This is a genomic window from Bartonella gabonensis (assembly GCF_903679515.1).
GTDB classification, from domain to species: Bacteria; Pseudomonadota; Alphaproteobacteria; order Rhizobiales; family Rhizobiaceae; genus Bartonella; species Bartonella gabonensis.
Genome location: NZ_CAHOYM010000002.1, coordinates 41593 through 53555, shown reverse-complemented (window position 1 = coordinate 53555; position 11963 = coordinate 41593). Strand labels below are relative to the sequence as shown.

The 11963-nt window shown below is 38.5% G+C and carries 7 protein-coding genes; 6 read left to right on the top strand and 1 reads right to left on the bottom strand.

The features are described 5' to 3' along the window. The first annotated feature begins 205 nt into the window (after positions 1–205). Positions 206–1738 (top strand): YifB family Mg chelatase-like AAA ATPase, encoded by a 1533-nt coding sequence (locus HWX04_RS00955; protein ID WP_175868376.1) that lies wholly within the window; start codon positions 206–208, stop codon positions 1736–1738. A gap of 10 nt (positions 1739–1748) precedes the next feature. Here HWX04_RS00955 and HWX04_RS00950 read toward each other — a convergent pair whose 3' ends face one another. Next, the gene (locus tag HWX04_RS00950; protein ID WP_175868375.1) at positions 1749–2663 is read right to left on the bottom strand and encodes an ABC transporter substrate-binding protein; all 915 of its coding nucleotides are present in this window, start codon (positions 2661–2663) and stop codon (positions 1749–1751) included. 1046 nt (positions 2664–3709) lie between these two features. On the opposite strand from HWX04_RS00950, the gene gyrB reads away from it, so the two are divergent. The 5 genes from gyrB (at position 3710) to HWX04_RS00925 (ending at position 11472) form a co-directional block, all read left to right on the top strand. Then, positions 3710–6142 (top strand): DNA topoisomerase (ATP-hydrolyzing) subunit B, encoded by a 2433-nt coding sequence (gene gyrB / locus HWX04_RS00945; protein ID WP_175868374.1) that lies wholly within the window; start codon positions 3710–3712, stop codon positions 6140–6142. A 117-nt stretch (positions 6143–6259) separates the two neighbouring features. After that, the gene (gene ubiE, locus HWX04_RS00940) at positions 6260–7042 is read left to right on the top strand and encodes a bifunctional demethylmenaquinone methyltransferase/2-methoxy-6-polyprenyl-1,4-benzoquinol methylase UbiE (protein ID WP_175868373.1); all 783 of its coding nucleotides are present in this window, start codon (positions 6260–6262) and stop codon (positions 7040–7042) included. 2 nt (positions 7043–7044) lie between these two features. Then, positions 7045–8631 carry a 2-polyprenylphenol 6-hydroxylase gene (gene ubiB, locus HWX04_RS00935; protein WP_175868372.1) on the top strand — a complete coding sequence of 529 codons (1587 nt, stop codon included), beginning with the start codon at positions 7045–7047 and terminating at the stop codon, positions 8629–8631. 68 nt (positions 8632–8699) lie between these two features. Continuing rightward, complete coding sequence (gene coaBC / locus HWX04_RS00930; protein WP_175868371.1) at positions 8700–10121, top strand: bifunctional phosphopantothenoylcysteine decarboxylase/phosphopantothenate--cysteine ligase CoaBC; 1422 nt, start codon at positions 8700–8702, stop codon at positions 10119–10121. 631 nt (positions 10122–10752) lie between these two features. Further along, positions 10753–11472, top strand: coding sequence for a sulfate transporter family protein (locus tag HWX04_RS00925; RefSeq protein ID WP_175868370.1), 720 nt, complete (start codon positions 10753–10755; stop codon positions 11470–11472). Positions 11473–11963: the final 491 nt, after the last annotated feature.

Below are 11963 nucleotides of genomic sequence, written 5' to 3'. Positions count from 1 at the left end.
TCTTAACATATTCATTTAGCTTATTATAAGTGTTTTATTGCGTTCCATATTATCATGGTTAAATTTGTACAAATAACTTGCCATGAAAACGCTACAAAAATCTGTATATATATAGGTCTCTCCATAAAAAAAAACCATAGAGATGCTTCTTGATTTTTATGCGTAGATATGATTGTCTCTCCCAAGTCTAAAGGGGGAGTGATAAATGATCGCACATATTACAACTGTTGCTTTTCGCGGTCTAGAAGCAGTCCCTATCGATGTACAGGTTATGATTTCATCCGGTAAAATAGGAATGGCTATTGTCGGATTAGCCGATAAGGCAGTTGCGGAAAGCCGTGAACGCGTACAAGCAGCTCTCCATGCTTGTGGGCTTTCTATGCCGACCAAACGAATTACCATTAATCTTGCACCAGCTGATTTGCCTAAAGAGGGATCACATTATGATTTGCCAATTGCCGTAGGCCTAATGCTTGCTATGGGAATCCTTCCTCCCGAAGTAGCGCAAGACTATGTCATTTTAGGCGAATTATCATTGGATGGTTCCCTTACCGCTGTCAATGGCGTTTTACCAGCAGCCATGACAGCTGTATCACTCGATAAAGGACTGATTTGTCCCTTTCAATGTGGACCTGAAGCTGCATGGGTAAATGCAGAAATAAATATTCTTGCCCCAGAAACTCTTCTCACTATCGTCAATCATTTTAAAGGAACTCAAATTCAAAAACGTCCGCAACCGCGCCAATATACTATTGAAACGAAACTGCCAGATCTTTGCGAAATCAAAGGACAGAAAACAGCCAAACGTGCCTTAGAAGTTTGTGCTGCTGGACGCCACAACCTTTTGTTTGTCGGTCCTCCTGGTGCTGGAAAATCCATGTTGGCGCAACGCTTACCTTCCATTTTACCTCCTCTTGATAGTCGTGAACTTTTAGATGTCTGTCTGATTGCATCTATTACAGGAGAAACAGTTCATAATACCATTTCACTTCATTGCCCCTTTCGAGCTCCACATCATTCTGCTTCTATGGCTGCAATGATTGGTGGGGGACTTAAAGGACGACCAGGAGAAGTTTCACTTGCTCATAATGGTGTATTATTTCTTGATGAATTGCCTGAATTTTCTCCGCAAGTTCTTGATTCCCTTCGTCAACCTTTAGAAAGTGGAGAAGCGGTTATCGCTAGAGCTAATCACCATATCAGCTATCCTGCTCGCTTCCAACTCATTGCCGCTATGAATCCTTGCCGATGTGGCATGGCGGGTGAAAAAAGCCATGTTTGTGCTAAAGGAATACGCTGTCAAATCGATTATCAATCCCGTATTTCTGGTCCACTTCTCGATCGAATTGATTTACGGATTGATGTTCCTGCTCTGACAGCGATGGACCTTATGCAACCAGAGCAATCAGAAAAAAGCTGCGATGTTGCCAAACGTATCGCACGGTGCCGTACCATTCAAGCCAAACGTTTTGCAACACTAGGGTTGGGTCATATTCGAACCAATGGCGATTGCCCTGCCAAAATTATAGAACAAATTGCCATTCCTGATAAAAATGCCGCCATACTCTTACGAGATGCGAGTGAAAAAATGCACCTTTCTGCACGTGCTTATCATCGCATTCTTAAAGTTGCGCGTACGATTGCTGATCTTGATGAATCCGATAATCTTTCACGCCATCACCTCGCAGAAGCCATCTCTTATCGACTCGGTACGGAAAGATTAACAGCTCTTAACTAAAAACTGTTCATCAGTAAAAACTTATTGGAAAATAACGCAAATAAAGCTCTGTAAGTTTACCATCCTCTTCTAGAGATTTTAGTGCATAATTGAGGATATCAATTAATTTTTCGTTCTTTTTTGCAACAGCAAGCTGCATTCCTTGACCCAATAACTGTGGTGCCATATATGGCCCCCCAACAAAATGGTAGAAATCAACAGATTTTTGATTTTTGAACCATAACGATAAAGCAAATCCATCATCAAAAATAAGGTCAATTTTATGCTCCTGTAAGGCTTTGTAGAGTTCTTCTCTCTCTTTAAATCTTTGCCATTTTGCTTTAGGAAAATAATCATGAAAGACCTTTTCGTGAATACTTTTAGATAAAACACCACTGGTTAAATGAGCCAATTGATCGCTTATTGGCTCATCGAAATTTAACTGTCGAGAAGCAACAAATCGCGCGGGAAAGCGCAAATATGACTTTGTAAAAACAAGATCTTGTTGAGTTTGACTTGTTTCTTTTAAACCCGCAATAATGACTTCTGCACCATCATTTTTGACATGCTCTACAAGCTCTTTCCAAGGAACCACCTCTACTTCACACAATTTCTCTAATTTTAATTTTGAGCAAATAGCACGCAACAAATCGATATTATAACCTGCAAGACGCCCCGTTTGATCAAGAAAATTAAAAGGAGGAAAATCAAAAGTTGTTACAAAACGCAAACGAATGATATCCTTGGTATCAGGTTGCACAAAATATTCATGCGAATCAAAAAAAGAAGGCAACCTTCCAGCTATTTCAGCTTGTGCGTAAGAGGAAAATACCCCCCCCCCCGCTACAAATAAAATGCGAATAAAAATATTGTATAGCGTATTGAGTAAAAAGTACCGTAAACGCCATTGAAAATGTTTTACATGTATAGTTTTTTTTATTTTCAAAATCTCTCCCCCCCTTTTAAAAGCTAAGATGCAACTCTGCTTCGTTATTATCTAATGCACTTCACCAAAATATCTGCGGCTTAATAAATAAAATTCTTGCTCTTTTCTAAAACTGTTAAAAATTTTAACAATTTTCATATATTTTTTTAATACATTGAAAATGCTTCAACTTTTGATCTCAATTTTTCCTAAACAAGTATATAATGAAGAAATGAACCTTACAGCACTCACAAGGTACTTAACGTTATAGTCTTCAAACATCATCGTAAAATAAATCTTGGAACATTGAGAGGTGCTTTTTAAAAAGTACGTGAATAAGCAATATAATAGCGTTTTATTTTGAATGAAAGATGTAACTTCCATAAGAGAACGCAAACAAATATACACAATATATTCTTATATTCTCGCCTTAATCTAACATACAAAAACTTGGGCGGCTTAGAGAAAACGTCAGCTTTGTTTTAAATGATAACTTCTTAGCATTGAAGATTGATTGAGAGGTAAAAGTAAAAGCTTTGCTCGTATAATACAAAGATGCACAACTCATTTTGAAATATTACGCATATGCGAAAATAAACAATAATCTCACTCTTCGCACAATTTTAAAATTTACGTTTAAAGCTTAATTGGCCCCATTCCCAAATCTTAAAGGAAAAGAATTTGTACCAACGTTGGCCTGTAAACAGTCGGCTTCTCTCGATAAATCACGCTTTTAATTTCTTTGGTCTTCCCATTCATGTGATTCACTTAACGAAAGGCTATACGGATAATTCCTGCCCTGAATATTCACTACGCTCTGTAAAAATACTTAAATATATCAAAAAAGTGTTTACTTGTTTTATATAACCGCCCAAATGACGATGTTTTACTGTATAATAGTGTAATATTGTTTCATCATTCTCTCCATTATATATCGACAGATATTGAATCTAGAGCTGATATACGGTAAATGTTTAATGTGGTTATTCCATAAATAACTGAGTAGAGCCTTGAGCTTTAAAAAGCGGATAAAATATTGTAAATTGGATACAGAAGTGGATTAACTTATGAGTGATGAAATAACCTCACCGACATCTAGCAATGAGTATAGCGCCGCTTCTATCAAAGTTCTCAAAGGTCTTGATGCTGTACGTAAACGTCCAGGTATGTACATCGGCGATACTGATGATGGTTCAGGCTTGCACCATATGGTCTATGAGGTTGTAGATAATGCTATTGACGAAGCTTTAGCCGGTCATGCAACTCTTGTAAACGTCACACTCCATGCTGATGGTTCTTGTTCTGTTCGTGATAATGGACGTGGAATTCCAACAGATATCCACCCAACAGAAGGTATTTCTGCCGCTGAAGTTATCATGACACAGCTTCATGCCGGCGGAAAATTTGATCAAAACTCTTATAAAGTTTCAGGTGGATTACACGGTGTTGGTGTCTCTGTTGTCAATGCACTCTCTGTTTGGCTTAAATTGCAAATCAAACGCAATAGTAAAATTCATGAAATGTCCTTTACCCATGGGGTGGCTGATGCCCCATTAAAAGTTGTTGGCGATTGTGATCGAGAAAGTGGAACAGAAATTAGATTTTTACCAAGCTCTGAAACCTTTACTATGGTTGAGTTTGATTTTGAAACTTTAGAGCGACGTTTACGGGAATTGGCCTTCCTAAATTCTGGGGTTCATATTCTTCTTGTTGATGAACGCCGTGCTGACATTAAATCCGTTGAATTGCATTATGAAGGTGGATTAATAGAATTTGTCAAATATATTGATCAAACAAAAAAAGCTCTGCTTGACACGCCTATTTACATTGCAAGTGAAAAAGATGGTATGAGCGTTGATGTTGCTCTATGGTGGAATGATTCCTATCATGAAAAGGTTTTGTGTTTTACCAATAATATTCCTCAGCGTGATGGTGGAACGCATTTAATCGGTTTTAGAAGTGCTCTTACACGCCAAATTAATGGTTACGCGGAATCTTCAGGGATTGCCAAAAAAGAAAAAGTGAATTTAACCGGTGATGATTGCCGTGAAGGATTAACAGCTATTCTTTCTGTCAAAGTTCCTGATCCTAAATTTTCTTCACAAACAAAGGACAAATTGGTTTCTTCTGAAGTGCGCCCTATTGTTGAAAATTTAGTCAATGAAGGTCTTTCAATATGGCTGGAAGAACATCCTAATGAAGCAAAGCTTCTCATTAGTAAAGTGGTGGAAGCTGCAACAGCACGTGAAGCAGCACGCAAAGCACGTGAACTCACAAGGCGAAAAGGAGCGCTTGATATCACTTCTCTGCCAGGAAAACTTGCCGATTGCCAAGAACGTGATCCTACAAAATCAGAAATCTTTATTGTCGAAGGGGATTCGGCGGGTGGTTCAGCAAAAGGTGGGCGTTCACGTCAAAATCAAGCAATTTTGCCGCTGCGCGGTAAAATTCTTAATGTTGAACGAGCACGTTTCGACCGCATGCTCTCATCTGATATGATCGGAACACTTATTACAGCTCTTGGAACGTCTATCGGTAAAGATGAATTTTCACCCGATAAATTACGGTATCATAAGATTATTATCATGACAGATGCGGACGTTGATGGAGCCCATATTCGTACTCTGCTGCTCACTTTCTTTTTTAGACAAATGCCAGAGTTGATTGAACGTGGACATCTTTATATTGCTCAGCCACCTCTTTATAAAGTATCGCGTGGAAAATCTTCTCAATATATTAAAAATGAAGCAGCTTTTGAAGAATTTTTGATTGATAGTGGACTAGAAGAAACAACGCTTGAACTTTCAACGGGAGAAGTTCGTGCAGGAGCTGATTTATATCAATTTGCTAAAGATGCTCGTGTATTACGTCAGCTTTTAAATGGTCTTCATACCCGCTATGACCGCAACACTGTTGAACAAGCAGCAATTGTTGGCGCTTTTAACCCTGAAGCCTTTGCAACACAAGAAAAAGCGCAAAAAACAGCAGATGCTATCGCGCACCGTCTTAATCTGATTGCTGATGATATGGAACAAGGGTGGAGTGGACAATATACAGCAGACGGAAACTTATGTTTTGAGCGTATTTTGCGTGGCGTTAAAGATGTTATGACGCTTGATGCAGGACTTATAAACTCAACGGACGCGCGTCAAATTGATCGCATGTCCCCAAATTTTATCGACATATATCATCCTCCTCTTCTTTTACGCCGCAAAGATAAAACAGAGCAAATTTTTGGTCCTATGAGCCTTTTAGAGAGTATTTTTGCAAATGGGAAAAAGGGGGTTACGCTTCAACGTTATAAAGGGCTTGGGGAAATGAATGCTGAACAGCTTTGGGAAACAACACTTGATCCCAATGCACGTTCTCTTTTACAAGTAAAAATTAATGATGCAACTGATGCAGATTCACTCTTTTCTCGTCTCATGGGTGATGAAGTTGAACCTAGACGTATTTTTATTCAAGACAATGCTTTAAGCGTTGCCAATCTTGATATCTAAAGGTACTCTTCTGTTTTTGGCTGTATAAACGTCGCAGTTTTGTACATTGTTTTTCGTATTTGAACATTACCTCCCTCTTTCATTTACGATAAAAGAAAAATAAGGAAGGTCATATACATGGCAATTGAAACAGAACGTGTAGGAACCAAAGGCGGTATGGAGCACTCTTTTGGTTTTACAAGAGTTGATGAAACACAAAAACAATCCTTGGTGGATGGTGTGTTTCATTCTGTTGCTGAAAATTATGACAAGATGAATGATATCTTATCCTTAGGGCTACACCGTGTGTGGAAAAATTCTATGGTTGCATGGCTTTCTCCACCAGCACTTTCTCATTGGAAAGTTCTTGATGTCGCTGGTGGTACAGGTGATATTGCTTTTCGCATTCTTAATGCTTCACGCCAAAAAGCTCATGCTACAGTGCTTGATATTAATGGCTCTATGCTCAGCGTTGGTAAACAACGCGCACAAAAAAATGGTCTTGCCCCTCTGATTGATTTTGTTGAAGCCAATGCAGAACAACTCCCCTTTGAAGATCAACGCTTTGACGCTTACACGATTGCTTTTGGAATTCGCAATGTTCCTCATATTGACCAAGCCCTTAGAGAAGCTTTTCGTGTTTTAAAGCCCGGTGGACGTTTTTTATGTTTAGAATTTTCAAATGTCGAGATGCCTCTGCTCGATAAAATTTATGATCTTTGGTCTTTCCATGCTATCCCGAAACTAGGTCAATTTATTGCAAATGATGGCGATGCTTATCGTTATTTGGTGGAATCTATTCGCAAATTTCCTAAACAAGATGATTTTGCCTATATGATCAAGAAAGCGGGATTTTCACGCGTCTCGTACCGAAATCTCACCGGTGCGATTGCAGCGCTGCATTCAGGTTGGAAAATTTAAAAATGGTGCAAATTTCTCCTTACTTTCAATTGATGCGTGCAGGATGGATTTTAACACGCGAAGGTGTTTTAAGTGCTCTTCCTCATGATGATCTTCAAGGATTTCCAGCGTTATGTCATCGTATAGCAACTGCGTTAGCACGACGTAAAACGAAAGATAAACAGCGATCTGAAAATATTTCGTATGCTATCAATAAGCTTGGACCCTCTTACATAAAACTTGGTCAATTTCTTGCCACAAGACCTGATATTGTCGGGCGTAATGTTGCAGACGATTTGTCACAACTACAAGATCGTGTTCAAACATTTTCTTGCACCGCTGCTATTGCTCAAATTGAAAGTTCTCTTGGTCGCTCTATTGATGATTTATTCGTCAATTTCTATCCTCCCATTGCCGCCGCTTCTATCGCTCAGGTTCATCCTGCTGAATATAGTGATGAAACCGGTCATAAGAAAAAATGTGCTGTAAAAGTCATTCGTCCCAATATTCGAGCGCGTTTTTCTAAAGATCTGAGAAGTTTCTATCTCATTGCGCATTTACAAGAGCGTTATATTCCTGCTTCCCGAAGGCTACGTCCTGTTCGTGTGGTTGATACTTTAGCACAAACAACACGTCTTGAAATGGATTTACGCTTAGAAGCAGCAGCTATATCTGAAATGGCTGAAAATATTCGACAGGATACAGGTTTTCGAGTGCCAAAAATTGATTGGGAGCGGACAGGGCGTAATGTTCTCACTATGGAATGGATTGATGGGATAAGAATATCGGAAACAGCCAAACTCAAAAAAGCAGGTTTTGATTTGCAGGCACTCGCTGTTACGCTTATTCAATCTTTTCTACGCCACACATTGCGTGATGGCTTTTTTCATGCCGATATGCATCCTGGTAATCTATTTGTAGACTCCGATGGATGTATTGTTGCTGTTGATCTAGGTATTACAGGAAGACTTGGCAAAAAAGAAAAACATTTCCTTGCTGAAATTCTTTATGGCTTTATTACGCGCGATTACCATCGGGTAGCCCGTGCCCATTTTGAAGCAGGCTATGTTCCTTCACGCCATAATATTGAAAGCTTTGCGCAAGCCAATCGTGCTATTGGTGAACCAATTCACGGACAATCAGCACAAAGCATTTCCATGGCTAAGTTGCTCACGTTGTTGTTTGAAGTTACTGAATTGTTTGACATGCAAACGCGGCCCGAACTTTTATTGCTGCAAAAAACGATGGTTGTCGTTGAAGGTGTTGCCCGCACATTAGATCCCAGTTTTAATATGTGGAAAGCTTCTGAACCCGTTGTCAGAGAATGGATTAGTAAAAATTTAGGCCCCATAGGTATTGCAAAAGACTTTAGTGAAGGAGCGCAGGCTCTCCTTTCTCTGGCACGCAAAACACCACAATTGATACAAAATTTCCAACGTATAGAAGAAGATTTCAATCAAATAAGAAAAACAGGTTTTAATCTTTCTCCTGCAACCCTCACACAACTTGCTGCTGAACAAAGTCGTAGAAACCGTTATGGTCGTTATAGCCTGTTTATCATTGCAATTTGTTGCGCTTGTCTCACTTTTTACTTTTTTCATCTTTTCTAATCTCCTTAATATGCTAAAAATATCAACAATGAAATCATTGCAATCATTTTGTTTCTTGGAGGTATTTTATGGCCAGTATTACTATTCGTAACCTCTCCCCTGAAATCAAAGAAGCTTTGCGCGTACGTGCAGCGCAAAATGGCATTTCTATGGAAGAAGAAGCGCGCCGTCTTTTAAACAATCCCATCACTCTCACCACGCCCCCCTCTCATGCAAGCGTCGCTGAAGTGCAATCATTGCAATCAAAATCACTCCTTCTTATTATTGGTGGAAGTATTGCGGCCTATAAAGCGCTTGATCTCATTCGTCGTTTAAAAGAACGTGGAGCACACTTAAATGTCGTAATGACAAAAGCAGCGCAAAAATTTATCACACCTTTAGCCGCTGAAGCTCTCAACGGTCGTACTGTATATACTGATTTATTTTCACGCAAAGAAGAACATGATATCGGACATATCCGACTAGCACGTGATGCTGATCTCATTATTTTAGCCCCTGCTACAGCCAATCGGATAGCAAAAATAGCCCATGGCATAGGAGATGATCTTGCCGATTGCGTCCTTTTAGCAGCACGCTGTCCACTCTTAATTGCCCCTGCTATGAATCCAACCATGTGGATGCATCCAGCCACTGTTCGAAATGTTGCACAATTGCACGCAGATGGTGTTCATATTATCGGACCAGAAATAGGAAATATGGCTGAACGTGACGAAACAGGCTATGGACGCATGAGCGAACCCTTAACCATTGTCGCTGCCATAGAGACTCTTTTGAATGTGCGTGAAAAACCTCTCTATGGCCGCCATTTCATCGTTACCTCTGGCCCAACCCATGAACCAATTGATCCAGTGCGTTATCTTGCTAATCGATCTTCGGGTAAACAAGGTCATGCTATTGCGACCGCTCTTGCGCATTTGGGGGCAAAAGTAACACTTATTTGTGGACCTGTTCATCTTGCTAACCCACAAGAAGTAAAAACTATTCATGTTGAAACAGCCCAACAGATGTTACAAGCCGTTCAAGAATCATTGCCTGCTGATGGTTCTATCTTTGTTGCTGCAGTCTGTGACTGGCGCAGTCAAACGCAATCTTTACACAAAATTAAAAAGAATGCGCATAAAACACCACCATCCCTTCATATGGTCGAAACTCCTGATATTTTAGCAACGATTGGACACGCTCCAAACCGCCCCTCATTAGTTATTGGATTTGCTGCTGAAACTTCTGACCTCATTGTCAATGCACAAAAAAAATGCGTTGAAAAAGGAGCTGATTTCATTCTTGCTAATGATATTTCTTTTCAACAAGATGGTACAAGTGTCATGGGTGCTGATACAAATCAAGTTTATCTCGTAAGTAAAGAAAAAGTTGAACAATGGCCCCATATGAGTAAACAACACGTAGCGCAAAAATTAGCAAACATGATCGTATCATTTTTTGCACCCCAAACACCTACTCCTCATGAGAAAAAAATACACCATTCCAAATAATAATTCTTCAAACACCTTATTAAAACATCTCATAAAATAAGAACTAAACTTTTGAATACACAGAAGATATCTATATCATCTCGACTAGATTAGATAACATATTAATTTATAATGATAATCTAGCATTTTGGGTTTGAATAGAAGCGAGAACCAAGACGTGCCGCGCTAAGCGATATAAAAGTATAAAATATTAGGGATCGTGTAAAACAAATAAGGATATCGACAAAATCCGACAGCTATACTAAATCAAAAATGTCAGTAAAAAACGCCTACTTAATATCTCTTACCACCTTAATTTATATATATTATGGAAACGCAATCAGCTAAACTCTATACAAAAATATTTAAACATTCTTCTACAATAGCTGCCTCTTAAATCCTTCTCAGTTTTTTAAAACCAAAATTTCTATTTTAAACGAAGGGGGCTTCGTTATTTTACCCATTCTATAAAAAGAATTTAGCCTGATTTATATATAAAGTGAAAAATTCTCTTTTTTTACAAAACAGTATCGATGTATTTCCTTATTTTTATTGAAAACAGATCTTGTAATTCAAGAAAGAAAAAATTACACGATACCTTTTTTAAATATATTTCTTGTTTTTTTTGCTTCTTTCCTTAATTTATTAATCTATGATTTTTACTGCTGCCTATCGTGCTTTACAACGTCTTTTGACCTCGCAATATAGCATTATGATACTGAAAACATTGAGGGTTACTTTTTTTGTGCTCGCCATTTTATGGTTATGTGTGCACCAGCTTTTTGTGTCTTACTTGTGGCCTTGGGTTTCTCAGTTTCTTCCTGGACTCCCCAGTTGGGCAGGCTGGTTGGGATTTAGCATGCTTATCATCTTCAATCTTGGTTTGGCTCTTTTGTTGGCTTTTTTGATTGCTCCCATAACAGCTATGATTGGTAGTTTTTTCATTGACTCTGCTGCTGAAATCATTGAAAAGGAAGATTATTCCAATGAGCCTATTGGACAAGCGATGCCTTTTGGGCGTTCTCTTATCCTTTCCTTTAAATTTGTTATTTTAAGCCTTCTTGGTAATGGAATTGCTTTTATTTTATTCTTTATACCAGGTGTCAATTTCATTGCTTTTTATGTTATTAATGGTTATTTGCTTGGGCATGAATATTTCTTGTTTGCTGCTTATCGTTTTCGAACAGAGCAAGATGCGCGTGCTTTTTTACATACTCATTATACAACGGTTTTTGGCGCTGGATTGTTGATCGCAGTTTTTGTTTCGATTCCCATACTTAATTTAGCCACACCACTTTTTGCAGCCACCTTTATGACACATTTACACAAAATGCTTTCGCAAAAAACCATAGCACACATCACTCAAAAATAATGTTCCTCGCACTGTAAACTTAACAAAATTTGCCAGCCAAAGAAACTATAATATAAAATTTTATGTTTGACCTTATTTGAAGTCAATACATTGACTTATAATGATAATTTATCTTTTTATGACATGGGCCAAAAACCTAAATATCATAAAACTTTCTCATTTTAATCCTCTTCATATTGAATTAATTATAATTGTTTGTTGAGCTATCATAAACGGAAGCGGTTTGTGGAAAAAACACTTTATTAAAAGGCATAAAAGACCTCTCATGCCCTCTCTCAATGCAAGAGTTATTGTTACATTGGAAACTGGCAAAGAGTATGAGGATATCGGTTTCTACCTTCCTTCTACTTCAGTAAAAATGGGAGAGCATATAAATTTTATGCCTTTGATGGAGAGGCATACTCTTCATAGGCATTTACCAGGAAAAAATTTTTGGAATATGTGAGATGGTTAAATCTAGCGCCGCGTAGATACACAATAAAAATGATATT

What these genes read in the sequence shown, in the direction of transcription:
- gyrB (WP_175868374.1), top strand. Translation starts at nt 3,710, where the DNA reads ATGAGTGATGAAATAACCTCACCGACATCTAGCAATGAGTATAGCGCC.
- coaBC (WP_175868371.1), top strand. Translation starts at nt 8,700, where the DNA reads ATGGCCAGTATTACTATTCGTAACCTCTCCCCTGAAATCAAAGAAGCT.
- ubiB (WP_175868372.1), top strand. Translation starts at nt 7,045, where the DNA reads ATGGTGCAAATTTCTCCTTACTTTCAATTGATGCGTGCAGGATGGATT.
- ubiE (WP_175868373.1), top strand. Translation starts at nt 6,260, where the DNA reads ATGGCAATTGAAACAGAACGTGTAGGAACCAAAGGCGGTATGGAGCAC.
- HWX04_RS00955 (WP_175868376.1), top strand. Translation starts at nt 206, where the DNA reads ATGATCGCACATATTACAACTGTTGCTTTTCGCGGTCTAGAAGCAGTC.
- HWX04_RS00925 (WP_175868370.1), top strand. Translation starts at nt 10,753, where the DNA reads ATGATTTTTACTGCTGCCTATCGTGCTTTACAACGTCTTTTGACCTCG.